Source organism: Micromonospora sp. NPDC049204, from assembly GCF_040647935.1.
Taxonomy (GTDB): Bacteria; Actinomycetota; Actinomycetes; order Mycobacteriales; family Micromonosporaceae; genus Micromonospora.
Genome location: NZ_JBEZDC010000006.1, coordinates 153,460 through 179,193 on the forward strand (window position 1 = coordinate 153,460; position 25,734 = coordinate 179,193).

The following is a 25,734-nucleotide window of genomic DNA, read 5'->3' on the forward strand; positions in this document are numbered from 1 at the left end:
CGAGGACACATATCTCCAGCAGTCCACCTTCTTGCAGAGATATCCGACGGAGAAGCTCAGCGTGGTTGCCGGGGCTCACGGCTGGCCCCTTCGATAGTCCGTGTGATCGAGGAATCCGACGAAGTCGCCGTTCGCCTTCCATCTCGCGCCGATGTCCGGAAGGAGTTGGTCGATCACACCCCCATGTTCGGGGTGGTTCCACCTCTGAGTTGCCGTCTTGGAATTCGTGAGGAGGTCTTCGATCAGATGATTCGACATCCCGACCCGATCCTTGCCGGAACGCAGCGGGATGAGTGACGTGTTCGGTCGGCCCATGTGCTTCTGGTACGCCCGCGAGGCAGCGGAATCTCCTGCCTTTCCGTTCAGTGGGTCGGTGGCGCTCTTGTGCATGGCACCCGCATCGGGGGTGCAGTTGTGCACGAGCACCGAGGTCGTGCCGGCCAGCACATAGTACGTGTGGATGTCGTCGACGGTCAGGTTGTAGACCGTCGCGTGCTCCGTCCAGCGGCGCGTACTCACCACTGACAGCTCGCGGCCGTCCGAGCTGACCACCTGGTCGCCGGCAATCAGTTGCCCGGCCTCGATCCACCGCTGCTCGTCCTCCACCCAGAACGGGTGACCGGCGGTCGCGGTGATGTCGGCGGTCTCGCCGTCGGCCGCACCGTCCACGGCGACGGCGACGTCTACCAGGTCCCGCTCACCCTCACCACGGATCAGCCTGGTCACGGGCTTGGCCTCGGTCTCGCCCGTCTCGGGAGAGCTGGCCAGCACCTGATCACCGAGTTCGACGGCCTCGATGGGCTTGGTGCTGCCGTCGGCCATCAGCACCAGGGTGCCCGGCACGAAACTGTTGGACAGGCAGTTCCCGCCGGTCTTTGAACCGAGCTTCAGGCCGCCGCCACCGGCCCCACCCTTGGCACCCGTGGCTGCGGCCCCCTTCGCCGCGCCGCCCCCGCCGCCACCGGCGGCGATGCTGAACGCGTCGAACAACAGGTGCCCGGCTGCCTTACCCGGGTGACCGGACTTGACGTCGTTGGTCAGCCCGTCGGACCAGTCCTTCACGGCCTGACCCGGGTTGCTCAACGTCTTCTTCAGCGACTCGCCGCGCTCCTTGTTCCGGCCCTTGGCCGCGTCGCTGGTCTCCTTGTCGACCGCGGGGCTGTCGGCGACAGCGGTGTCGTACGCGGCCTGCGCGATGTTCTGCCCGGCCTCCTTCACGTCGGAGCCGATCGCCGAAGCCGCGTCCTTCACGAAGTCACCGACCTCGTCGGCGGCGTCGGAGAGCCAGTTGTGGCCGTCCAGCTCCACGTTGCTGATCGGGTTGCCGCCGGCGAACGCGTACCGGTTGCCGGTGTACGGGTCGACGGCCAGGCCCAGGTCGTCCAGCGCCCCGTTGTACGAGTCCCGGGAGAGGAACTGGTTGATCCCCGGGTCGTAGTCCCGGAAGCCCATGTCGTAGTCGCCGGTCGACTGGTCGAAGCGCTTGGACTGGAACCGGTACGCGTTGTACGGCGCCTTGTCCGGGTTCTCGGGGTTACCGGCGTCGGGCTTGTCCACACCGGTGAACTGACCGGCGTCGTTCTTGCCGTAGGCGCTGTAGCCGTAGGTGGCCCGGCCGTCGCCCTTGTCGTCGGTGATCTGCCCGATGTCGGAGGACCCGTCGTAACCGACGTACGAGTCCTCCTGGGTGTCGTCGGTGTTGGTCTTCACCTGCGACAGCAGGTCACCGCCCGGACCGCGCTGGTAGGACTTGACGACCTTGGTGCCCTCCAGCTCGGCGGAGATGTCGCCGGTCAGCCCGAGATACGCGTACGTGGTGGTCTTGCCGCCGTAGGTGCGGGTCGCCTGCCGGTCCAGCGGGTCGTACGTGTAGTTGGTGGTCTTGTTGCCCGGGTTCTTGACGTTGGTGACGACGTGGTCGAAGCCGTCGTAGGTGTAGCTCTCCAGAGTGATTCCGAGCGAGGTCACCGTCTTGAGCCGGCCGTACGGGTCGTACGCGTAGCTCGCCTCGACACCGTCGATCTTGGCGGACTTCAGGCGGTTCTTGTCGTACTCGTAGTCGGTGGTGACACCGCCGACGGTCTGCTTGACGACGTTGCTGTTGGCGTCGTGCACGTAGCTCTCGGTGCCCGCACCGCTGCCGGTCTTGGTGACCGTACGGATCCGGTCCTGCGGGTCGTAGGCGAAGGTGCTCGTCGTGTCGACGTACGCGCTGCGGTTGTCCGCGTTCTGCTTGTGCGAGACGTCCTTCGACTTCTGCCCGTTGGCCTCGTACTCGTAGGTGTGCTGGTTGACCACTGCGCCGCCGGACTTCTTCTCCACCTGGCTCTGCACCGAGCCGTTGAGGAAGTAGTCGGTGGTGACGACGTTGCCGTTGCCCTTGGTCTCGGTCGCCGTCTGCCCGCGCTTGTTGTAGGTGTAGCGCGTGTACTTCGGCTTCGGGTCCGTCGGCGACGTCGAGTTCTTGATCTCGCTGGCGAGGTCCCGCTCGGTCTCGTAGGTGTACTCGGAGATCTGCGTGTCGTGGGTGCGCTTCTTGAGCAGATCGTTGGGCTCGTACGAGAACGTGGTGGTGTTCTTGACCGCCGTGCTCTTCTTCTCCTCCACGCTGGCGACGCGGTTGAGCATGTCGTACGACACGGCGTAGGTGTCGATGGCCGCCCCGGTGCTGGTGTCCAGCATCTTGGCGAGGTTGCTGTTCACGTCGTACTCGTAGGCGAAGTTCTTGCTCGGCGTGCCCGAACCGGCGCCGTTGTCGGACTGGCTCTTCTTCTTGCCGTCCGGGTAGTAGGTCCAGTCCATCTGGCGCGGGGTGCCGCTGGCGCCGGTGACCGTCCGGGAGGTCTGCGCGCCGTTGTTGTCGTAGTCGTACGTGGTGGTGATGTTCCAGCCGACGTCCTTCGAGGTGCGGATCCAGCCGTTGTCGAAGAACGTCTGCACGGTGTCGTTGCGGGCCGACTGGTTGTTCGACGGCGGTGCGGAGATCAATTCCAGGTTGCCGACCGTGTCGTACTGGTACTTCGTGACCGACGGCGTGGTGAACTGCGAGTCGTCCCGGTCGTACGGTTGCTGGACCTCACGGACCCGGTTCACGGCGTCGTAGAGCGTGACTGTCGCGAAGTCGTCCGGATCGTTCGTGGTCTCGACCCCGCGTGGGCTGATCTGCCGGCTGAGGTTGCCGACCCCGTCGTACTCGTACTTGGTGGTCCGGTAGGTGATCGTGCCGCCGGACGACTGGTACGGCACCTTCTGCTCGATCAGGGCCGAACGCTCGTCGTAGTTCATCAGCGACCGGTTGCCGTCCTGGTCGATCGCGACGGTCGGGTTGCCGTCCCGGTCGTACTCGACGCCGGTGCTGTTGCCCTTCGGGTCGATCGTCGTCTTGACCCGACGGTTCAGGTCGTAGGTGAACTGTGCCGTCCAGTCGTTGGGGTCCGACGTCGCGTTCTTCCGCTGGTCGATCTGCTGCCGGACGTTGCCGGCCAGGTCGTAGTCGATGCTGAGTCGGCCGTTGAGCGCGTCGGTGACCTCCTTGGGCCGGTTCAGCTCGTCGTAGACGTACACCGTGGCGTAGTCCAGCGTGTCGGCCGGGGTCAGCATGCCCTTCGGCTCGGTCACCTTGATGACGTTGCCCACCTGGTCGTAGTCGTACTTGGTGGTCGACGCCTCGGAGTTGGAGGTGTCCTTCGGTGTGGTGACCGTGCTCGGCCGGTCCAGCGCGTCGTAGACCGCGGTGGTCACCGCCCCGGTCGGTGACGTCTGCTGGGTGGCGTTGTCGTTCTTGTCGTACACCGGAGCGGGGGTGGTGATGTACACGCCGTTCGCGGCGTCCTTCGGGACCTTCTGCGTCAGGGGACGACCGAAGCCGTCGTACGTGTAGGTCGTGGTGCGCTCTTTCGGGTCGGTGACGGTGAGCACGCTGCCGATCGACGAGTACGTGTACTTCGTGACCTCGGTCAACGGGTTGGTGATCTTGCGCGGGTAACCGACCGGGTCGTAGTCGGCGTAGTCGGTGCTGTGCTTGTTGGCGTCCGTCGCCTTGGTCATCCGCCCGAACGGGTCGTACGCGTAGCTGGAGGTGTAGTCACCCTCGAGGCTCGTGGCGGTGCCCTTGGGGTCGGTCACCGAGGTGAGGTTGCCGACGGTGTCGTACCCGAACTTCCAGTGCCGGCCCTCCGGCGAGTACTTGTCGGTCAGCTCGGCGGTGTGCCCGGCCAACCCGTACCGGTAGTCCATCCGCAGGCCGGGGGTGTTGTTCCGGTTCGCCTCGGGATCCTTGACCTCCAGCGGGTAGCCGGTCACCTGGTCGAACCGCCAGGTGCTGATCGCCCCGCCGGCCTCCTCCAACCGGCTGACGTTGTTGTCCGCGTCCCAGCCCAGGAGGGTGGCCTGGTTCAGGGCGTTGGTGATGCGCGTGGCCCGACCGAAACCGTCGATCAAGCTCTCGGTGGCCCGGCCCTTGGGGTCGGTCACCGTGGTGAGCACCCCGTCGCTGGCGTCGCCGTCCGGGTCCTGGTAGTCCACCAGGGTGTTCTTGAGCAACCGGTCGGTGACCATGTTCACCTTGCCCTGGAGGAACTGGTCACCTGCCTCGTTGTAGGCGATCTTCGACACGGCCGTCCGCGGGTCCACCACCCGGGTCAGGCGGGCGTTCTGCGGCCCCTGCGACTCGTCGTAGACGAAGCCGAAGGGCTTGGCGTCGGCGGTGCCGGACCCGTCGGTGACCTCCCGGAGCAGTCCACCGTCGCTGTAGACGAAGGACATCACCCGCCCACTCACGTCGGTGATCGACTTGAGCTGGTTGATGATCCGCCGGTTCTGCAGGTTCGTCAGGCTCTGCTTCGTGCCGTTGACGAACGCGGTGTAGCTGTCGCCCGCGGCGTAGTAGTCCAGGGACAACGTCCGCCGGTTCTCCGGATCGGTCAGGTAGCGCAGCATCGCGGTGTTGCGGTAGTCGACCTGCATCCGCTCGTAGGTGAACAGGAGCTGGTTGCCGTTACGGTCCCGCACGGCACTCTGGTAGCCCTGCTCGTCGAAGACGAACTGGCTGCGGTCCGGCCGCGTCATCGTCCACGCCTGGCTGGTGTCGCCGCTACCGGTGCGTTGCAGGTACAGGTGCACCCCGGCGGGCTGCACGTAGCGCCAGTCCGCGGTGTTCGCGCTGTTGTGCTTGTCCAGGTTGAACAGGTGGGTGGTGCCGTCACCGTCGGTCATCGCGACCTGCTGCGGCCACGTGCTGTCCCCGCCCCGGAACTGCAACGGCGACCCGAGCCGGACCGCGCTCGTGGTGGACAACGACCAGCCCAACCCCATCGACGAGGTGGACGTGTCCTGGCTGTTGTAGGTCAGCCGGACGAATGTCGACACGCCCCGGCTCGGGTTGGCCAACGGGTTGTAGCCGAACACGGCGTTACCCGAGAACTGGTTGACCATCAGCGACGAGCCGGAGCCCGCGCTGCCGCCGGCGTACTGGTAGAACTTCTCCAGCCCGAGCTGGTCGGAGGTGGGGTCCTCGACGGCCACCGCCTGGTCGAGGGGTTGGATCTGGGTGCCCTCCGACAACCACTGCCCGGAGTTCTTGTTCCGCAGGTCCCACTTCAGGACGTAGTCCTCCCGGCGATCGCCGTCACCACCGCCGGCGGGGGCCTTCACGGTGGCGTTGATGGTGAGCACACCGCCGGGTGCCTGCGCCGACGGCAGAGGCGTCTCGATCGGGTTGCCCGCGTTGGTGGCGGGGGTGCCGTCCGGACGCGTCCAGTGGTACGACAGCACCCAGTCCGACGGCGACCACACCGACGACGACGTGGTGTTGGTGACGGTGACCGGCACCAGGTACTGGTCACCCGGGATCATCCGGCTCGGCGTGTTCGGCGCGTGGTAGGTGCTGGCGTTGTTCGGCACGGTGTAGATGACCCGCAGCCGGGGCCGCAGCGACGGTTCGGCCGCCTCGGCGGAGAGGAACAGCACCCGCTGCTCCACACCGGCCTCGTTGGCAAGCCGGATCTGGACACCCTTGTTGTTGCTCGCGCTGTCCACCCAACGCTGCACCAGCGGGCCGGCCTCCCAGTTGACCCAGCCCGGGTCGCCGTTGAGTGAGCTGACCGTGGACTGCACGGTCGACTCCACGTCGCCGCCCGCCGTGTTCCAGGCGATCCCGGACTGGGCGCTCTTCCACGTCGAGGTCGTCTCGCTGAAGTTCTGGGTCAACCCGCGGAGCTGGAACTGCTGCTGGCCGGCGCCGTCGCCCTCGGTGTACCAGCCCCACAGGCCGACCTGCGCGTTGACGATCTTCGCCTGAGCGGGCAGTCCGGTGACGTTGGGGAACTTCAGCACCACTCGGCTGTTGCCGTAGATCGAGCCCTTGTTGCCGACCTGAAGCTCACCGCCGGCATCCAACTTGTCCCAGTTGTTGTCCGGTTTGGCGCTTGTCAACGTGTTGTCGTCCGCGCCGGTGAAGAACCTGATCACCTGGCCGGCCTTGGGCAGCCGCACCATCTGGGTCTGCGCCGGGATGACCGTGCCGTCGCGCAACCGCACGGCGACCATGTAGAAGTAGGCCTCGCCGAACTGGGTCGACGAGTTCGCCGGGGTGGGCGTCGCGTGGGTGTCCGAGTACGTGGTGCGGCCCGGTCGAATCGGGGCGACCAGGGTGGACGCGTTCGGCATGAAGTTCTGCGTCGTGCTGGAGTGCACCTGGTACTCGACCAGGTCGTCATCCGGCGACGACGAGGGGTCGGTGTAGGACGACCAGGACAGGTCGGCGCCGGTGGCCCGGACGGTGGTCACCGGGTTCAGCGCGACCCCTGGCTTGCCCCAGGTCAGCACCAGCTTCGGGCCGTGGTCGTCCTCGCCACCGTAGGAGAAGTCGCCGGACTCGTACCGTGGGCCGCCGTTCTTGTTGGTCTCGTCCTTGCCCTTGAGCATGAAGCCGTAGTTCGTCGCGGGATTGTCCAGCCAGCCCTGCACGATCGAGCGGACGCTGTAGCTGTGCCAGGCGTTGGTCTGGTTCAGTGGTTTGGTCACCTCGGCCCGCTTGACCAGCCGCACCGCGTCGGCCACGACCTTCTTGTTGGCCACGTCGCCGAGCACCACCTTGTGCGTGGTGCCCGCCTTGAAGCCGTAGGTGCCGATCGACACCCAGTTCTGACTGCCGGAGCCGGTGGTCTGGTTGACCGTCTTGACCACCGAACCGCCGTCGTGGAACACGGTGTAGGGCGCGTTCGTGGCCCGGTCCGAGCCCGGCACGTAGTGCACGTACACCTCGTACTGGCCGTCCTCGGTCAGGCGCGGCACCCAGGTGAACGTCTGACCGGTGGACGCGTCGGCGTTGTACCGGTACGCGCCGTTGTTCGCCAGGCTGCGGTCGGTGGCCGTGGCACCCACCCACTCACCGCTCGCGGACACCTTTGCGGTCTCCGCCTCGTCGACCTGCTCCCGGTTCTCCCCGACTTCGGCGAACTTGGCGCTCATGCTGCTCCACGTCGCGGTGGTCTCGTTCCACGCCGCGGTCACCCGACGCGCCTCGAACGCGATCGCGCTGTCGTCGGCGCCACCGTGGGTCTGGTCGAAATACATCTGCAGCTGCGCCGAGTCCAGCACGGTGTTGGCCGGCACCTTGGACAGGTCGAACTTGGTGAGCGAGCGGAACGTGCCCCCGGTGGAGGCGCCGGCGGACAGCTTCCAGGTGCTGTCGAAGTTCTCCGTCGGACCGCCGGAGGCGAGCATCACGTCCTGGGCCTGGTTCAACGTGGGTTGGACCTTGATCGTCGGATCGATCACCACCGGGTACTTACGGGCGGGGTCGCGCAGCCAGGCGTCGTCCGCGCTGACCGTCACCACCGTGCGACCGTCCTGCTGGCTGACCCGCTGGCTGACCTGGTAGCTCATCGCCTTGCCGACCACCGACGCCTGGTCGTCGGCACTGTCGTACATGTACGGCCGAGGCATCGTGAAAAGCGCCGGACCCTGCCGGTCGGTGGCGAAGAACGACAGCGAGCCGTCGGCCTCCGGCACCGCGCGGACCGAGTCCACGTCCAGCGTGAACGTGTACGTGGCCGGCCCGCTCGGCGCGGCGGCCAGCACGATCTGCTCCTTGATCGCCGACGGGGTCACCTCGTAGACCAGGTCGGCGCCGCCGAGCGCGCCCGGGTAGGTGACCCGGGAACCCTTGGCGGTCGGGCGCAGGGCCTGCGGGCCGCCGGCGAGCCCGAGGGTCAACCCGTAATCCCCCATCGAGTACGACAGCACGCGGTCACTGCGGTCGCCGAACCTGCCGGCGAACGTGTTGCGGGTGGCGGCGAAGGGGTAGCCAGAGCTGTCCCCGGCGGACACGGTCGACTGGATGTCCTGCCAGCGGCCCTTGCCGTCGCGGTAGTGGACCGGCTCGCGGCTGGCCTCCGCCTGCATCCGTCCGTCGGCCAGCAGGTAGACCTTGGTGCTCGCGGTGCGGCGGTCGACCAGCTCCCGGACCCGGCGTGCCGGCGGTATCGCCTCGGCGGGTGTCGGCTGGGCCACCGAGGGCAGGACCTTCGCCGGACCCGGTGGGGTGTCCGGCACGTCCCGGCCCTGCGGCGTCGGCGGGCGCAAGACCGTGCCCGCCCGGGGTGCCGACTCGGCGCCACCTGCCGGCCGCGCGTACGCGGGGCTGCCCGAGACCACCAGCACGACGCCGACCAGGACCGCAATTAGGCGGCGTCCATTACCGACAATGCTCATTTGTTTTCCTTCACGCGATGCCGACAACGAAGACACAATTGCCCACGGCACTTGACGTGCCGGTCACACTGCCGCGAAGAAGGAATCGGACGCGCAGAAACAGCGCCGGACACCGCGACGAGGCTCAGAGAATGAGTCAGATCAGCGCCCCCCGTGGGTGCCGCAGTGAACCTAGCAAGCCATGATTGACCATGGCAACTATTGACCTGAGGCAATTTTTGCGATCGCTGCTTTTCCCCCGAGACCGGATATGCCGGCCAGAAACACATCGATGGGGCGGCATCATCAGATGCCGCCCCATCGATCAGTACTCACCACCGCCGCAGCGGCGGTGCCGTTCAGCCGCGCAGCGGCCGGCCCACCTCGTGCAGGTGACCGAGCGCCTGCCGGTACGACTCGATCAGCCCGGTCTCGGCGTACGGGATGCCCTGCTCGGCGCAGTAGGCGCGCACGATCGGCTGGGCCCGCCGCAGGTTGGCGCGGGGCATGTTCGGGAAGAGGTGGTGCTCGATCTGGTAGTTGAGCCCGCCCAGCGTGGTGTCCACCAGTCGACTGCCCCGCACGTTGCGGGAGGTCAGCACCTGCTTACGCAGGAAGTCCAGGTCGTCCTCGGCGGTCGGCATCGGCATGCCCTTGTGGTTCGGTGCGAACGCGCAGCCCATGTAGAGGCCCCACAGCGCCTGGTGCACGACGGCGAAGAGCAGCGCCTTGACCGGCGACATGACCGCCAACAGCAGCGCCACGTAGCCGACGGTGTGCGCGACGAGCAGCGCGGCCTCGACCGCCCGGTGCCGCATCGGGACGGCGTACCTGCCGTCCTCCCGGCCGACGATCGCCCGGATGCTCGCCACGTGCAGGCTCAGACCCTCCAGCAGGAGCATCGGGAAGAAGAAGTACGCCTGCCGCTGCGCCATCCAACGGCCGAACCCGCGGGTCTCCAGCGCCTGCTCGTGCGTCCACACCAGGGCGCCCGCGCCGACGTCCGGGTCCTCGTCCTCGTGGTTCGGGTTGGCGTGGTGCCGGTTGTGCTTGTCGACCCACCAGCCGTAGCTGATCCCCACCGCCACGTTGCCGGCGAACATCCCCACCAACTCGCTGGCGCCCCGGCGTCGGAACATCTGCCGGTGACCGGCGTCGTGCCCGAGGAACGCGACCTGGGTGGTGGCCACCGCCATCAGTGCCGCGAGCGGCAGCTGCCACCAGGAGTCGCCGAGCAGGAACACGGCGATCCAGCCGGCCACGAAGGCGCCGAGGGTGAGCGTGATGCGGGCGACGTACCAACCGGGGCGTCGCTCCAGCAGGCCCGCCTGGCTGATCCGCCGGGACAACTGTGCGTAGTCACTGCCTCGCCGTCGTACCGGCGGTTCCGCCACCGCTCCGAGCGCCATTGCTGCTCCCGATCCGCTTGTGCCTGAACCAGGACGGTTCGGGCTTATCGTCAAGTCTCCCGTCCGCGGTAGCGCTGAGAAAACCTGGCAACCCCCGAATCGGGGGTAGGGCGGGCACTACCCCCGATGGCGTGACTCAGCCCAGCCGGGCCACCGTGGCCCGCACCCGAGCCAGGTCACGCCGCCGCCGCTCGTAGGTCGCGGCCAGCCCGACCAGCGCCAGCCCGCCCACACCGAGGTAGATCCACCGGGGAAGCAGGTCCCAGCCCCGGGCCACCTCGTGCAGGGCCAACAGCGCCAGCACTCCCCCACCGAGCAGCACCGGCGCCTGCCACCGGCGGCTGGCGCCGGCCAGCACCGCGCCCAGGGCCGCCGCGCCGAGGAACAGTCGCCGCCACGGCTGCGGGTCCGCCCCGGCCAGCACCGACACGAGGCTCGGGAGCAGCGCCGCGACCAGCCCCGGGCCGAGGGCCGGCCAACTGGTCAGGCCCGGCCGGGTGCGCAGCGCCAGCAGACCAGCGCCGAGGGCGAGCGCCGAGGCCGGCAGGGTGTACGCCTCCAGCACGGTCACGCCGCCGGCGGACAGCAGCACCCACGCCCCGAGCAACTCGCTGCCGGCGGCGATGCCGGCGAACGCCCACCGCCGACCGGCCGGCTCACCCCCTCGCAGCAGCCGCAGCGCGACGGCCACGCCCCAGAGCACACAGACGGTGGCGAGGTGCCGCGCCACCTCGACGACGAGCACCGCCGCCACCAGCGCGACCGCCTGCGCGGCGGCGTCCAGCACCCGCCCGACCCGGTCTCGCGGCGAGGCCACCGCGGCGACGGCCAGCACCAGCGCGGCCACCCCCAGCAGCGGGTACGCCGCCGCCCGCAGCGGCAGCCCTCCGGCGAGCGGGGCGGTCACCGCCAGCGCCGACGCCGCCCCCACCGCGGCCAGGCACCCCGTGACCCGCACCTCGACCACGCGCGGCCCGACGGCGACGACGACCGCCGCCACCAGCAGCACCCCCTGCGCGGCGAGCGTCCCGGCCGGGGTGGCCAGCAGCCCCGCCACACCGGACGTGGTCAGCACCACCCCCACCGGTACGACGACAGGTGCGCCCGCCGGCCGCGCGGCAAGTGCCGCGAGCAGCAGCGCGGCCATTCCGACGAACAGCACAGCCGCCGGCAGCACCGGCCACGGCGTGCCGATCGCGAGGAGCAGCACCGGCAGGGCGGCCGCGACGAACGGCAGCGCGAGCAGCACGCGTGGGCGGATCCCCCGACCGGCCAGCACGACGGCCGCCCCCAGCACGGCCAGCGCCAACCCGCGAGGGAGCGCCATCGGGTCGGTGACGATCGTGGGCACGCCCGACCACACCCGCTCCCGACTGCCGTACGGCGACCCGAGCGCGGTCAACACCGTTGGCAGGGCCGCCAGGACCGTGACCACCGCCAGCAGGCCCCCCGCCGCCAGCAGCACGGCCCGCCGGACCGGTTCCTTCTCGCCGGCCGCCGGCCGCTCCCACCGGGCGACGAGCGCGACACCGAGCGCCGCCAGCGCGGCGTACAGCGGCAGTGGCTCGTTGCCCGCCACGACCAGCGGCGTGAGTCCGGGCACGGTCACCGCGACCACGGCGCCGGTCACCGCGTACCCGGTCAGCTCCACCCGGTGGCGACGCGCCGCGAGCACCGCGACCAGCGACAGCCCGGCGGCGACAAGGGCCAGCCGCGCCTGCCACCAGGGGGGCGCACCCGCGGCGAACAGCGCCACCGTGGCGACCCCGGGCAGCGCGAGCTGCGCGACCAGCAGCCCCACGCCGGCCACCTGCCGGTACGGCCCGGCGCCCCGTCGTACGGCAAGAGTCAGCCCGACCACGACGACGCTGCCGAGCGCCACCAGAGCACCGGTCGGGGTGGCCAGCGCGACGAGCAACCCGTGCCCGAGCAGGACGGCGGCACCGAGCGCGCTGGTCCGCAGCGAGGCGGCGCGTGCCGCCGGGCGGGCCAGCACGGCGACCAGCAGCGCGACCCCGCCGACCAGGTCGACGGCCACCACCGCCGGCCAGGGGGCCGCCCAGCCGGTGGGCAGGGCGAGCAGCACCGCCACCGCGCCGGCCGGGGCGAGCACCGCTCGCGCCCTCCCGGGCAGCAGCAGGACCGTCGCGCCGAGCGCCAACGCGACGGCGGGTGCGAGCTGCCAACCCCAGTCCAGGTCCGGCCCCGTCCCGGCCCCGCGCCACGGCGGCAGCGAGCGGCTCACGGCCACGACCGCGAGCACGGCGGTGATCAGCGCGGCCACCTGCGCCGTGCCGGCCGCGACCAGCAGCGCACCGGCGCGCGGGCCGGTCCGCCAACCCCCGGCACCCGGCAGCAGCCGCACCGCACCGGCCAGCACGAGGGCCACCGTCGCCGCCGCGATCAGCAGCAGTGCCGGCCGCAGCTCGGCCACCGGGCGCAGCAGCGCGGCGGCGAGCACCGGCACCAGCACAGCGCCGGCCACCGCCCGCAGCGCCGGTCCGCCGACCAACCAGGCCGCACCGAGCCCGGTCAGCGCGACAAGCAACAGCGGCAACCCGGCCAGCAGCGGCGAATCCGCCGCCCGTCCGAGGACCAGCGGCACCAGGGCGCAACTCGCGGCGCCGACGAGCGCGGCCACGTGACCGACCGCCGCCGACACCCGGCCGACCAGCACCGCCACACCGTCCCGGCCGCGCAGCGCGACAAGCACGCCCAGGTCCAGCAGCGCCACGGCGAGCAGGACCAGCGCCCATCCGGCCGCACCCGGTTCGACCGCGACGGCGAGCAGCGGCAGCACCGGCTGGGCGGCCAGCAGGGCGGCGAACCACGGCCCGGTCAACCCGCTCCACCTGCCGTACGCCACGGCGACCGCCGCGCTGGCCCCCCCGACCAGCGCGGCGTACCGGCTGCCCGGCCAGCCGGCCACCCCGGCCAGGTCCACCGACCAGGCCGCGTAACCGTCGAGCACCACCAGCAGCAACCCGACCGCGGCGAACGTCTCCGCCGTGCCGCGCAGCCCTCGACGGACCGCCAGCAGCGGTACGGCCAGCAGCAGCGCGGTGAACGCGGTCAGGATCGACGCCCGCCCACCGACGCCCACCGACGCCCAGGCCACCGCGGTGAACACCACCGCCGCGGTGCCCAACAGCAGTCCACCGAGGACGAAGAGCAGACCCTGGATCGTCCGGCTGGACGTCTCCGCAGCACCCGGTGCCGCACTCCCCGCAGCACCGGGGCCGCCGGTCGGCACCGGCCCGACGACAGGCGTCGGGCTCGGCACCACCGGAACAGCCAACCCCGCGCGGACGACCGCCGCCAGCTCGGCCCGCCGCCGCGACAGCACCGAGAGACGTCCAGCAAGCTCGGTGTACGCACGGCGGGCGCGCTCCACCTCCGGCTCGAGCTGGGCGACCTCTCGGCCCAGCCGGAACACCTCGGCGGCGACCGGATCGGGTGCGCGCCGGCAGCCGGTGCAGCCGGTGCTCAGGCCGGCCGGGGCAGCGCAGGCCGGGCAGGGATAGCGGGTGTCATCCACCCGGTCATCATCGGGAGCAGACCGGGGCGCGGCCCAGAGTCCGCGTACTCAGGGTCGGGTGTGTTCGAAGACCCAGGTCGCGTACGCGGGATCACCGCTGTCCACCCTGGACACCAGGATCTCCGGCACCTCGTACGGATGGCTGACCCGGATCTGATCCACCAACGCGGCCAGCCGGTCCGGTGCGGTCTTGAACTGCACCGACCACTCGGAACTGGTCTCCACTCCGGACCGCCACCAGTAGGTGCTGTCCACCTGACCGCCCACCTGTGCACAGGCGGCCAGCCGACCGGCAACGGCCGCGGCCGCCAGCACGTCGGCGACCGAACGCGCATCCACCACCGTCGTCACCACGCAGATCTGATCCACGCCCGCACCCTACGCGGCGCCACCCCGTCGAGCCGGCTTTTCGCTCCCGACCGCGAGGCCGCGCGGCGCACGCTCATCGATTGGCCGCGATCCAGGCGTCGATCCGTGCCCACCAGTCGAACAGCCAGTCGATGCGTTGCTGCCGTCCGACCGGCACGTCCTCCGGCGGCACCGACCAGAACCGCATCACGATCTGCTTGTCCATCGGCAGTTCCCGCCACACGTCGGCGACGGTGAGCATCCGGTCCAGTCCGGTGTGGGCGACGAAGATGACCCCGGCGTCCGGGGCGGCGTCCAGCGCGGCGAGCATCCCGCCGGGCTGCGGGGCGAGGACGTGGCGCATCCGCTCGGCGCGCAGGGCCATCCGTTCCAGGCCGAGGGAGCGCAGCCGGGCGATGGCGCGCAGCCGCCGTTTGGGGGTGAAGTTACCGCCCTCGGGGAAGATGACGAACGCGTCGTTGTCGTCCAGGCCCGCGGCCAGGTGCCCGACCTGGCGTACCGTCTCCTCGCCGCGCTCCGGCGTCGGCGCGATGAAGCGGTTGGGCAGCCGGTTGAGCAGCACGTCGATCGCCGGGTCCCACTGGAGGCTGTCCTTCAGGACGATGCGTGGCTCCCGCTTGAACCAGTTGACCAGGCCGTGGATCAGGATGAACGAGTCACCCGGCCCGGCGTGCCGGCAGAGCACCAGCTCCGGCCGGCCGGGCAGCGCGGTGTCCGGGTCGGTGCCCACCACGTCGATGCGCAACCGCAGGGTCCAGCGGGCCTGCCAGAACAGCACCCGCAGGAACCAGCCGGCCAGCACGTAGTGCGCACGCTGGAAGGCCGGGGACCGGACCCGCCAGCCGAAGCCGGAGACCACCCAGAGCACGAAGAGCGCGAGCAGCGCGGCAGCGTTCCAGACCAGGTACACGCAGCCGATCCAGAGCAGCCGCAGTGGGCGCAGGCGACCCGGGACCAGCGGCGACGCGGCTGCGGCGAGGAGCGCCCAGACCGGCAACGTGGTGACCACGACGAAGGCGAGCACCACCACGGCGGGGGCGAACAGCAACCGGCGTAGCCACCTGGGGGGCAACGGCATCACCGCTCCAGGTGGGTGGCGAGGTAACGCCGGGAGGCGGTGTACGCCCGGCTGATCCGCCGCCCCACCGCCGCCATGTCCCGGTACGCCCACGGGGTGTCGTCTCGTGGGTTCAGCCCTCCGGTGGGCAGGACGTGCACCTCCACCCCCTCGGGCAGCGCGGCCATCTCGCGGAAGAAGCGGTGCCGGCGGGAGATCTCGAAGGCGACCTGCGCGATCTCCCACGGCCGTCGGGGCGGCGTCAGCTCGCGTTCGATCCGACCCACCTGGAGGACGTAGATCCGGCGCGCGCCGACGGCCACCGCCTCGCCGATCGGGATGGAGTTGACGATGCCGCCGTCGACGTAGTGCGCGCCGTCGATCTCCATGGGCGGGAGCAGGCCCGGCACCGAGGCCGAGGCCATCACCGCCGGCACGACCGGACCGGTGTCGAACCAGTGCTCGGCGGCCCGCTCGATGTGCGCGGCGCAGCAGCGGAACGGGACCCGCAGATCGGCGAAGGTGGTGTCCACGCCCAGCTCGGTTTCGAGCAGGCGGCGCAGCGGCCGGGGCGAGTGCAGGTGGGTGCGGGCGGCGAAGCGACGCAACTGCCGGGCGACCGAGTCGCCGTACACCTCGCTCGCCTCCGGCGAGGCCCACAGCCGGACCAGCCGGTCGGTCACCGCCTCCGACGGGTCGGCGGCGACGAGCGCCCCGTTCACCGCGCCGATCGAGGTGCCGAGCACCATGTCGGGCTGGATGCCGGCGCGGAACAGCGCGCGCAGCATGCCCACCTCGACCGCGCCGAGCACTCCCCCGCCGCCGAGCACGAACGCCACAGGTCCCGCCGCCATGCCCCTCATCCTGGCACGGGTCCGCAGCCGACCGGCCAGCCGCCGTCGCCGGACGGTCGGCGCACGCCAGACACCGCCCGGCGACCGGAGCCGGTGACGGCGTTGACAGGCCGAACGCATTCGCGCAACCTGATACCGCTCCCACCCCTGAGGCAGGTGCGATCCGTGAAGGCAGCGCTGCATCCGGGCCGATTGCTGGCTCGCAGATACCGACTTCTGGACCAGATCGGCGCCGGTGGCATGTCCGTGATCTGGCGTGCCCGCGACGAGGTGCTGGACCGGGTCGTCGCGCTCAAGGTGCTCGCTCCCTCGCTGGCCGCCGACGCGCGATTCCGCGGCATGGTGCGCGAGGAGGCCCGCGCTGCCGCCCAGTTGGTACACCCACACGTGACCTCGGTGCACGACTACGGGGAGACGGTCGCCCCGGACGGCTCGATCACCTCGTTCGTGGTGATGGAGCTGCTCAACGGCGAGGAGTTGGAGCTGCGGCTCACCGAGGGGCCGTTGCCGTGGGCCGAGGCGGTCCAGGTGGGCGCGCAGGTCGCGGACGCGCTGGCCGCCGCGCACCGACTCGGCATCGTGCACCGCGACATCACTCCGGCCAACGTGATGATGACCGGTTCGGGGGTCAAGGTCCTCGACTTCGGCATCGCCACCCGGATCGGCGCGCCCGACGAGGACGAGGACGGCGGCACCTTCGGCACTCCGGCGTACGTCGCTCCGGAACGGCTCGACGGCGCACCGGCCCAGCCGTCCACCGACGTGTACTCACTCGGCGTCCTGCTGCACGAGGCACTCACCGGCCGGGTCCCGTACCCGGCGGAGACCTGGGAGCAGCTCAGCGCCGCGCTGGCCAACGGTCCGGCGCCGACCCTCGCCGAGCTGCCGGACCTGCCTCCGGCGGTGACCCGGATCTGCCTGCGCAGCCTCGCCCGCAACCCGGCGGACCGGCCGACCGCCCGCCAGGTCGCCACCACGCTTCGCGAACAGCTCGTGCCGGCCGACCCGCCACCCACGACCGTCCCGGTGCCCGCTCAGCCCCTGCCGTCGCAGGCGGTAACCGTCGCGGCGGCCCCCGGAGAGACGGCCGCCGGCGGAACAGCCGCCGCCGGCGGAACGGCCGTCGTCGGGACCGACGCGGGCGAGACCGACGCGGGGTCGCGGTGGTCGCGACGGCGACTGGCGCTGCTGCTGGTGCCCGTGGTCCTGGTGGTCGCGGCGGTGCTGATCGGCGTGGCCCTGCGGCCCGACCAGCAGCCCACCCGGCAGGCGCAACCCTCGGCCGGTCCGGTGACGACTCCGACGACCGCCCCGCCGACCTCCGCGCCGCCCGAGCCGACGACGGCACCGCCGGCCGGGCCGAGGACCACGTCGCCCCGCTCCGATCCGGGCACCCTCGTGGAGGCCGCCAACCGGGTCGACGAGCTGATCACGGCGGGGCTGAGCGCCGGGGAGATCCGCAGCGACGTCGGCCTCGACCTGCGCAACGAGCTGCGCAACCTGACCGCCGCGGTCAGCTCCGGCCGCGACGAGCTGGCACCACCGGTGGCCCGGCTGCGCAACAAGGTCGCGGTCCGCCTCGGTGAGGGTGGCATCAGTCCGGCGTACGCGCAGCAACTCGACGTCGCCGTCGCGGAGCTGGGCATGGCCCGGGTCTGACCGCACGGCGACGCCCCGGCGGGCAGGGTCAGCGGGCCGACACGTGGGCCGACTCGCGCACGTCGTGGCCGCCGGCGGCGAAGCGCCGGTAGATCTCCGCGTACCCGTACGCCATCCGCTCGACCGAGAAGTTCCGCGCGACGTGCGCCACGCAGTCCTCCGGGTCGAGTTGCTCCGCCGCGCGCAAGGCCGCGGGCAGCTCGTCCGCGTGCGCGCAGGCCAGCCCGGTCACCCCGGGCCGGACCAGCTCCGGCACCGCACCCCGGTTGAGCGCGACCACGGGTGTCCCGGTCGCCATCGCCTCCAACATGACCATGCCGAACGGCTCGTCCCACTGGATTGGCATGATCAGGCAACGGGCGTCGACGAGCATCCGCAGCGTCGCCGCGCGATCGGCGTTGAGGACGACTGTCACGTTCTCGTCGACGAGCGGGGCGACGACCTGCTCGTAGTAGCGGCGCTCGGCCGGCTCGTTGCACTTGCCGGCGAGCAGCAGGGGCAACCCCGCCTCCCGGCAGGCCCGGATGGCGACGTCGGGACCCTTGTCCGGGCTGAACCGGGCCAACCACAGCACCGGCCCTCGGCCGGGCACGGTCTTACGCGGGAAGCCGCGGATGTCCAGCGCGTTGTGCACCGTGCCGGCCCAGGGCAGGCTCGGATTCAGCCGACGCTGGGCATGCGAGATCGCCACCAGGGCGACACCCGAGTCGATCTCGTCGAGCACATCGCCGTACTCCCCCACGGGGTTGCCGTGCACGGTCGCGACCGTCGGCACGGCCCGGCGGCCGGCGATCAACGGACCGATCGTGGTGTGGTCGTGGATCACGTCGAAGTCGGCCGCCGTGATCAGCCGGTTGACCCGGGCCAGGTGGGCCAGTTCGGGCAGTGACTCGCCGAGCCGCTCGTACTGGACATCGGGCACGGTCGAGACGAAGCCGTCGGCATCGGTGCCGTGGTGGCTGCCGGCGCCGAACAGGGTCACCGCGTGTCCGTGACCGGTCAACGCGTCCACCAGTGCGGCGACGACCTGCTCAAGGCCGCCGTAACCGGGCGGCGGCACGGACAACCACGGCGGAACCACCATCGCGATGCGCAGCGACCGCTCCGGAGGGCGGCCCGCGGGCGGGTGGGTCACGGCCACGAGTCCTCCCCGTTGATCCCCGGTACGGCGTGACCGCCGACCGGCGTGGTCGGCGGCGGGTTCCCGGTGGCGTCCCGGGTAAACCGGACAAGGCGGACGCTCACCCGCCGACCAGGAGTTGGTCGTGCACCACCCGCACTCCCGGCGCGCTCCAGGCGACCCGCTGGACCTGGTCACGTTCCCACCAGGAGCGGACCACCCCGGCGAGGACCAGCGTGTCGCCGTCCACCTCGACGGTCACCCGATCGCCACCGATCGTGCGGGCCAGCGCCCGCTGGACGTCCCGACGCAGTCGGTCAGCGACCGGCGGAGCCGGCGGCCGTACCTCGATCAGGTTGGTGATCCCCCGTACGCCGTCGAGCCGGCGCACCTCCCCCTCGGCGGCCCGCCGCTGCCACCCGAACTCGACCTCGCCACGCAGCATCAGCCAGCCGTTGGCCACCGTCACGTCGAGCCGTTCGGCGGGCACGAAGCTGTCCCACTCCAGAGCCCGGGAGGCGGCGATGGCGACCTCGGCGTCGGTACGTCCCGGCGTTCCGGGCAGCCGCACCTCGATCTCGTCGGCCACCGCCCGTACGCCACGGACCCGCTGGGCACATCGGGTCGCGGCCCAACCGCGGGCGGCACCGTCCACGTACCCGGTCAGGGTGACCACGCCCTGGTCGACGGCCACACCGATCTCGTTCGGTTGCAGTTGGGCGTCCCAGGCCAGCTCCGCCAGGACGTCGCGTTGGATCCGCTGGTCGTCGCGGACGTCCACCACCTCGGTCATGGCACCCACCCCCGGTTTCGGTCGCCGAGACTCGCGCACCGGAGTCTGCCGGGCACACGGGTGACGGCGGCTCACCCGATCCGGGTGAACCGCCGTCCTGGCCGAAAAAGCGCGGCGGGTGACGGAGCCGACCCCCTCGGCCCCGCCACCCGCCGCCGGAGGGAGGAAGCAGGTTCAGATATCTGTCAGTTCGTCTCGGCGAGCGTCACGGACACCGACTTCTCGGCGCCGTTCCGCTTGAACTGCACCTCGACCCGGTCGCCGACCTTGCCGGCCTGGACCGCGCCGACCAGGTCGTCCGAGTCGTTGACCGGCTTGTCGCCGAACCGGGTGACGACGTCGCCGCGCTGGAGGCCGGCCTTCTCGGCCGGGCTGCCCGGGGTGATCGACGCGACCAGCGCGCCGCCGCCCTCGGCCTGGTTGACGCCCACTCCGAGCGACGGGTGGCTGACCTTCTCGCCGCGCTGGAGCTTGCCGGCGACGTCCTTCGCCTTGTTGCTGGGAATGGCGAACCCGACCCCGATGTTGCCGGTGCTCTGCCCGGAGGTCGCGATGGCGGTGTTGACGCCGATCACCTCACCCCGGGTGTTGACGAGCGCGCCGCCGGAGTTGCCCGGGTTGATCGGCGCGTCGGTCTGGAGCAGACCGGAGATCGAGCTGACGGGCTGACTCTGCTGGGTCGGGTCCTGCTGCTGGCCCTCGCCGGCCCGGATGGTGCGGTCCCGGGCGCTGAGGATGCCCGAGGTCACCGAGCCCTGCAGGCCGAGCGGGCTGCCCAGGGCGAGCACCTGGTCGCCGACCTGCATGGCGTCGCTGTCGCCGAACTTGGCCGGCTTGAGGTCGGCGACCCCGTCGGCCTTGACCACGGCCAGGTCGGTCTTCGGGTCGGTGCCAATGATCTTCGCCGGTGCCTTCTTGCCGTCGGCGAAGACCACCTCGACGGTGTCACCGCTGGCCGAGGCGACCACGTGGTTGTTGGTCAGCACGTAGCCGTCGGTGGTGAGCACCACGCCGGAGCCCTCGCCGCTGCCGGTGGTGATCGAGACGACGCTGTCCTGCACGGACGCGGCGATCTTCGGCAGGTCGGCGCTGTTGAGCACCGGTGCCGCGGTGTAGGTGCGGGTGACGCCACCACCGTCGCCGTCGAGCGCGAGGGCGAGCGCCCCACCGGCCACGCCGGAGCCGAGCATCAGCGCGAACACCGCGACGCCGGCGCCGGCGAACTTGGCGATCCGGCCGGGCCGGGGACCGCTGCCGGGCGGCGCGACCTGCGGACCCCACGGCGGGACCGGCTGACCCGGGTGCTGGGCGTGCTGCCCGGGGTGCTGCTGGTGCGGGGCGTGCTGCTGCTGGTGCGGCGGGTACGCCATGCCCGGCTGTCCCCCACCGGCCCAGCCGGACTGCTGGCCCGCGTACCAGGGGGCACCGGGGTACCGGCCGGTGTTCGGCTGCGGGTAGCCGGACTGGCCGGGCGTGGGATAGCCGGACTGGCCGGGTGCCGGGTAGCCGGAGACCGGGTACGGCGGCGCGGATCCAGCGGTGGCCGGCGGCTCGTATCCGGTCGGCTGCGCGGGGGTCGGCTGCGCGGCGGTCGGCGGCTCGTACCCGGTCGGCTGCGTGCTGGCCGGCTGCGCGCCGTAGGCGGCGGGTGCGGCCTCGGTGACGGCGGTGGTCGAGGTGTCGCTCGTGGTCGGCGCGTCACCGGCGGCCTGCGCGTCACCCGTGGTCGAAACGACCTGGATGGGAGTGGTCGGGGAGTCGGACTGCGCGCGCTCGTCGCGTGGCAGCTCGGCGGTGGGGTGCGACGGCTCGGCGTCGGTGGGGGCCGGCCGGCGCTGCGGGTCGGACTCGTACTCGGTCATGGCACTACCTTCTCCCTTGGCACTGCAATCAACCTGGAACCGTCCTGGAAGTTGGCTGAAAGTCACTCGCCGACGTCGTCGACCTGCGGCAGCAGCGGCAACCGGACCCGGAAGGTGGCCCCGCCGCCGGGTGTCTCGACCGCCTCGACCGAGCCGCCGTGCGCGGCGACGAGCGCCGCCACGATCGCCAGGCCGAGGCCGGTGCCGGTGTTGCCGTCGGCCCGCCGGGTGCGTGCCGCGTCGGCTCGGTAGAACCGCTCGAAGACCCGTTCCGCCTGCTCCGGCGAGAGGCCCGGACCGCTGTCGGCCACCTCGATGACGGCCTGGCCTCCCGGCTCGGCCCGCAACCGCACCCGGATCTCGGCGTCCGGCGGGGTGTGGGTGAGCGCGTTGGTGACCAGGTTGCCGATCACCTGACGCAACCGCGGGTCGTCGGCGGAGACGACGAGTGGACCCGATCCGGGGGCGATCTCCAACTCGATCCGGCGGTCCGGAGCGATCACCCGGGCGGCCTGTACGGCGTCGGAGGCGAGCACCGGCAGTTCCACCGGACTCAGTGCGAGTGGCCGTTCCCGGTCCAGCCGGGCGAGCAGCAGCAGGTCCTCCACCAGCAGCCCCATCCGGGCCGCCTCGTCCTCGATGCGGCGCAGCAGGCCGGCGGTCTGCTCCGGCTCCCGGGCCGCGCCCTGCCGGTACAGCTCGGCGAAACCACGGATGGTGGTCAGCGGGGTCCGTAGTTCGTGCGAGGCGTCCGCGACGAAGCGTCGCATCCGCTCCTCGGAGCGGATGGCCCGCGCCTCGGATGCCTGAGCGGCGTAGGCGGCGTCCCGCGCGGAGCTCTCCGCCGAACGCGCCGACGCCTCCGAGGCGGCTCGGGCGGTGAACGCCGCCTCGATCTGGGTGAGCATCGCGTTCAGCGCGCGGGAGAGGCGGCCCAGTTCGGAGGTGGGCTCGGCCTGCCCCTCCTCCGGGTCGGGCACGCGCCGGGTCAGGTCGCCGCCGGCGATGGCGGCGGCCGTTCGTTCGATCTCCACGAGCGGTTTGAGGCTGGTCCGGACGATCGCCGCGCCCACCGAGGCCAGCATGATCAGCACCGACCCGCCGACCAGCAGGTCGATCCAGACCAGCCGCTTCACCGCCAGGTCGACGTCGGTGAGGTGCTGACCGATGGCCAGGGGCTGACCGTTGGGCAACTGGGTGTAGAGCATCCGCCAGCGCACCTTGCTGTCCCGGGCCCGGACGGTGAAGGGTTTGCCCTCCAGCTTCTCGAAGCCGGCGGCGTCCGACGGGAACGGTGGCAGGTCGCCCAGCACGAAACGCTTGTTGTCGTAGACCAGGTCCCGGCCGTTGCTCGAGTTGATGGCCACCACCAGGTAGTCGGTCGGAAAACCCACACCCACACTGCCCTGCTGGGCGGCGACGACCTCGTCGAGGCTGCGTGCCGAGCCACTCAACTCGCTGTCGACCTGGGTGACCAGGTAACTGCGCAGGAAGACAGTGGTCAGCGAACTGATCACCAGCAGCGCGGCGGCGACGAGCAGCAGCACCGCGGTCACCAGCTTGACCCGCAGCGGTACGCCCCGCAGCCGTCCCTTCGCCTGCTGGACCGCGTTCACGCCGCCGGCTTGCGCAGCACGTACCCGACGCCACGCAGCGTGTGGATCAACCGGGGTTGGGTGGTGTCGACCTTGCGTCGCAGGTAGGAGATGTAGGACTCGACGATGTTGTCGTCGCCGCGGAAGTCGTAGTTCCAGACGTGGTCGAGGATCTGCGCCTTGGACAGCACCCGGTTGGCGTTGAGCATCAGGTAGCGCAGCAGCTTGAACTCGGTCGGCGACAGCTGCACGCGCTGGCCGGCCCGGTGCACCTCGTGGGTCTCCTCGTCCAGCTCCAGGTCGGCGAAGGTGAGCCGGGAGGGCGCCTGCCCGCCGGTCGTGGTGCGGCGCAGCACGGCCCGGATCCGGGCGGTCAACTCCTCCAGGCTGAACGGCTTGGTGACGTAGTCGTCACCACCCAGGGTCAGCCCACGGATCTTGTCGTCGGTGGCGTCCCGGGCGGTCAGGAAGACCACCGGGGTACGCGTGCCGCCCTCGCGGAGCATCCGGATGACCTCGAAGCCGTCCAGGTCCGGCAGCATGACGTCGAGCACCACCAGGTCGGGCCGGTGGTCCTTGGCGGCGTTGAGCGCCGCGCTCCCACTGGTCGCGGTGGCCACGTCGAACCCCGCGAAGCGAAGGCTCGCGGAGAGCAGTTCGAGGATGTTGGGGTCGTCCTCGACGACGAGAAGTCGCGCCTCGGTCTGGGTAGCGGGCATGCGCCCATCATCGGTGACATCACTGCGCCAGCGCTGGACACTTCCTGCAAAAAACCTGTGAGTCACCGCCGTACGGCGACTCCGGTCAGCGCCGTTCGGCGACTCGGGTCAACGCAGCAGGCGGCGCAGCCCGTCCAGGGCGCCGTCGAGCAGCCGGATCGCGGTGCGCAGCTGGGTGTCGCTGAACTGCCGGGCGCGCGTCAACCGGCCCACCTCGGCGCTGAACGCGAGCAGCCGCTTGTCGAGCTCGTCGAGCAGCTCCGCCTGCGGCCCGACGGTCGACGCCGGCCGGGGCGGCGGCGCCGGCGCGTCCCACCGGGTGCGTCGGGTCTGCCGGGTGGCCTCGCTCAGCTCCCGCTTGAGGTCGCGAACCGAGCCTCGTACCTCGCTGCGGATCTCACCGGCCAGGGTGGAGAGGTCGGCCACCGAGGCCGCGATGTCCGCCTCGAGGGCTTCCAACTCGCCGGCCCGTTGGCGCAGCTCCGCCCGGCCGGCGTCGGTGATGTCGTACGTCTTGCGGCCGCCAGCGGCGGTGTGGCTGACCAGGCCCTCGACCTCCAGCCGTTGCAGGCGGGGGTAGATGGTGCCGGCGCTGGGCGCGTAGAGCCCGAGGAAACGGTCCTCCAGCAGGCGGATCAGCTCGTAGCCGTGCTTCGGGCCGTCGTCGAGCAGCTTGAGCAGGTAGAGCCGGAGCCGCCCGTGGCTGAACACGGCGGTCACGGCAGCTCCTCCCCATCATGGTCGACGGCTCGGGCGAGCAGGGCGATGCTCCCCGAGGTCGCGGAAGCCCAGAGCTTACCGTTGCCGGCGCCGAGCACTCCCTCGCTGTTGCGCACCGGGAACGTCGAGCTACGCAGCTGCGGAAAGCCGCTGGTGATGCGCCCGGAGGCGGTGTTCAGCTGGACGGCGAGGTCGCTGTCCGCGCGGACCCGGACGGTGATGCCGCCCGAGATGGTGCTCAGCCGGATCTCGCTGTGCCGGGGGTTGTCCAGGTCGCAGGTGATGGCCCCGGAGACGGTCTGCGCCCGTACCCGGTCGGCGGCGCTGTCGGCGAGGATCACCTCACCGGAGACCGTCTCCAGGGTGAGGTCGCCGCGGACGCCGAGAGCCTCCACCGGGCCGGAGGTGATGTTCGCCGTGGTGTTGCCCCGCAGCCCCATCAGGGTGATCTGGCCGGCGGTGACGTGGACCCTGGTCTGCCGGCGCAGGCCGGAGACGACGAGCGAGCCCGCGACCAGGCCCAGGTCGGCGAGGACGTCGGCGGACACGGCGATGGAGACGTCCACCCGGGGGTAGCGGTGGATCATCCGGAACCACCGCAGGACGTCCGACCAGCTCCGACCGCGTTCCTGACGGATGCTGAGCCGGCCGTCGGCATGCTCGATCAGGACCGGCCGACGGCCGACCTGGGTCACGTCGATCCGGGTCGGGCCTTCGGCGGCGACCACGTTGAGCCGCCCACTGACCAGGCGGACATCCAACCGGGTGACCGGTCCGTCCACGGTGAGCCGCTGCGGGCTCTCGACCGTCCATCCGGCCATGGCGCGTCCTCCTCTCGACGGCGCGCCAACGCGCGCCGGACGAGCAGACAGTAACGCGATACATCGCGACAGCACAAGACAGATCGCGAGTTGGCGGCCATCCTGCGCGCACCAAGATCCGCCCCCAAGATCCGCCCCGAAGATCCGCGCATCTTCCCGGATGTTGCTGCCTCAGACGCGCACCAGGCAGCAACATCACCGAAGTTGCGAAGATCTTGCACCGCGAACCCGCCCTTCCTACCAAGATCGCGCTCGATCCTTGATGTAGTGGCATCCCACATCCCCCAGGCCACTACTTGCTGGATCGAGCGCGATCTTGGTCGGCGCGGAGCGCAGGCTCGGAGCGCAGGACACGGGCGCGGGCGCGGCAGGGCGCGGAGCGCAGGGCGCGGGCGCGGAGCGCAGGGCGCGGGCGCGGAGCGCAGGGCACGGGCGCGGAGCGCAGGGCACGGGCGCGGAGCGCAGGGCACGGGCGCGGAGCGCAGGGCACGGGCGCGGAGCGCAGGGCACGGGCGCGGAGCGCA

The 25,734-nt window shown here is 71.2% G+C and carries 14 protein-coding genes; 1 reads left to right on the forward strand and 13 read right to left on the reverse strand.

Annotated elements, in window-relative coordinates; translation table 11 throughout:
• Positions 1-75: 75 nt before the first annotated feature.
• The 6 genes from AB0A90_RS14090 to AB0A90_RS14115 all read right to left on the reverse strand — a co-directional run bounded on the left by AB0A90_RS14090 (position 76) and on the right by AB0A90_RS14115 (position 15,921).
• Positions 76-8,715: a DNRLRE domain-containing protein gene (locus tag AB0A90_RS14090; protein WP_357246556.1), complete on the reverse strand. Its 8,640-nt coding sequence runs from the start codon at positions 8,713-8,715 to the stop codon at positions 76-78.
• Between the two features lie 338 nt (positions 8,716-9,053).
• A complete protein-coding gene (locus AB0A90_RS14095) occupies positions 9,054-10,103 on the reverse strand; it encodes an acyl-CoA desaturase (RefSeq protein ID WP_357246557.1) in 1,050 nt (349 codons plus the stop codon).
• 136 nt (positions 10,104-10,239) lie between these two features.
• Positions 10,240-13,641, reverse strand: a complete 3,402-nt coding sequence (locus AB0A90_RS14100) for a hypothetical protein (protein ID WP_357246560.1) — start codon at positions 13,639-13,641, stop codon at positions 10,240-10,242.
• A 48-nt stretch (positions 13,642-13,689) separates the two neighbouring features.
• Positions 13,690-14,010, reverse strand: a complete 321-nt coding sequence (gene cutA / locus AB0A90_RS14105; protein ID WP_357066756.1) for a divalent-cation tolerance protein CutA — start codon at positions 14,008-14,010, stop codon at positions 13,690-13,692.
• A 73-nt stretch (positions 14,011-14,083) separates the two neighbouring features.
• Positions 14,084-15,088 (reverse strand): 1-acyl-sn-glycerol-3-phosphate acyltransferase, encoded by a 1,005-nt coding sequence (locus AB0A90_RS14110; protein ID WP_357246563.1) that lies wholly within the window; start codon positions 15,086-15,088, stop codon positions 14,084-14,086.
• The gene (locus AB0A90_RS14115) at positions 15,088-15,921 is read right to left on the reverse strand and encodes a patatin-like phospholipase family protein (protein WP_357246566.1); all 834 of its coding nucleotides are present in this window, start codon (positions 15,919-15,921) and stop codon (positions 15,088-15,090) included. The genes AB0A90_RS14110 and AB0A90_RS14115 overlap by 1 nt, the downstream gene beginning before the upstream one ends.
• Before the next feature lie 165 nt (positions 15,922-16,086).
• On the opposite strand from AB0A90_RS14115, the gene AB0A90_RS14120 reads away from it, so the two are divergent.
• Positions 16,087-17,580, forward strand: a complete 1,494-nt coding sequence (locus AB0A90_RS14120) for a serine/threonine-protein kinase (RefSeq protein WP_357246569.1) — start codon at positions 16,087-16,089, stop codon at positions 17,578-17,580.
• 28 nt (positions 17,581-17,608) lie between these two features.
• Here AB0A90_RS14120 and AB0A90_RS14125 read toward each other — a convergent pair whose 3' ends face one another.
• The 7 genes from AB0A90_RS14125 to AB0A90_RS14155 form a co-directional block, all read right to left on the reverse strand.
• Entirely contained in the window at positions 17,609-18,664 is a 1,056-nt protein-coding gene (locus AB0A90_RS14125; RefSeq protein ID WP_357247160.1) for a glycosyltransferase family 4 protein, read from the reverse strand.
• A 157-nt stretch (positions 18,665-18,821) separates the two neighbouring features.
• The gene (locus AB0A90_RS14130) at positions 18,822-19,493 is read right to left on the reverse strand and encodes a BON domain-containing protein (RefSeq protein WP_357246572.1); all 672 of its coding nucleotides are present in this window, start codon (positions 19,491-19,493) and stop codon (positions 18,822-18,824) included.
• Positions 19,494-19,678: 185 nt separating this feature from the next.
• Entirely contained in the window at positions 19,679-21,355 is a 1,677-nt protein-coding gene (locus AB0A90_RS14135) for a trypsin-like peptidase domain-containing protein (RefSeq protein WP_357246576.1), read from the reverse strand.
• Positions 21,356-21,417: 62 nt separating this feature from the next.
• The gene (locus AB0A90_RS14140; protein ID WP_357246579.1) at positions 21,418-22,971 is read right to left on the reverse strand and encodes a HAMP domain-containing sensor histidine kinase; all 1,554 of its coding nucleotides are present in this window, start codon (positions 22,969-22,971) and stop codon (positions 21,418-21,420) included.
• Positions 22,968-23,669: a response regulator transcription factor gene (locus AB0A90_RS14145; RefSeq protein WP_355033347.1), complete on the reverse strand. Its 702-nt coding sequence runs from the start codon at positions 23,667-23,669 to the stop codon at positions 22,968-22,970. Before AB0A90_RS14145 ends, AB0A90_RS14140 begins: the two co-directional genes overlap by 4 nt.
• Before the next feature lie 108 nt (positions 23,670-23,777).
• On the reverse strand, positions 23,778-24,389 hold the full coding sequence (locus AB0A90_RS14150; protein WP_357246582.1) for a PadR family transcriptional regulator: 612 nt from the start codon (positions 24,387-24,389) through the stop codon (positions 23,778-23,780).
• Positions 24,386-25,210 (reverse strand): DUF4097 family beta strand repeat-containing protein, encoded by an 825-nt coding sequence (locus tag AB0A90_RS14155; protein WP_357246585.1) that lies wholly within the window; start codon positions 25,208-25,210, stop codon positions 24,386-24,388. The genes AB0A90_RS14150 and AB0A90_RS14155 overlap by 4 nt, the downstream gene beginning before the upstream one ends.
• Positions 25,211-25,734: the final 524 nt, after the last annotated feature.